The organism is Pseudoalteromonas sp. GW168-MNA-CIBAN-0100, from assembly GCF_040309225.1.
GTDB lineage: Bacteria > Pseudomonadota > Gammaproteobacteria > Enterobacterales > Alteromonadaceae > Pseudoalteromonas > Pseudoalteromonas arctica.
Genome location: NZ_JBEOOL010000267.1, coordinates 1 through 343 on the forward strand (window position 1 = coordinate 1; position 343 = coordinate 343).

At 39.7% G+C, this 343-nt stretch carries 1 pseudogene; it reads left to right on the top strand.

The window, feature by feature from the left end:
- Positions 1-305, top strand: a pseudogene (locus AAEY62_RS21050) (hypothetical protein); the annotation flags it as partial.
- Positions 306-343 lie beyond the last annotated feature (38 nt).

Here is a 343-nt window from a genome sequence, read left to right on the forward strand (position 1 = left end):
GTGTTGCGGTTTTAATTGCAGTAAACATCGTTTTTATAACGCCTGAGCCAAAGCCTGCCGTGGCGATAAGTGATTACTTTTTAGCGCAAAAAAACAGTTTGTTAGTTGCGTATAAAAATCAAGACGCACTTACCAGCAATTGGCAAGTGCAATTGCAAGAACTCGAAGAAGCAGAGTTAGCCATAAAGCAGGTTCTTGAAAACGAACCACAAAACCAAGCGCTATTAACTATGTTAGCGCAAATATATCAACAACAACTTGATTTGATTAATAAGGTGCACGCACCTCGTTGGCAGCATATTTAGGAGCATAACATGAAAGCGATTTTACTAGGGTTGAGCTT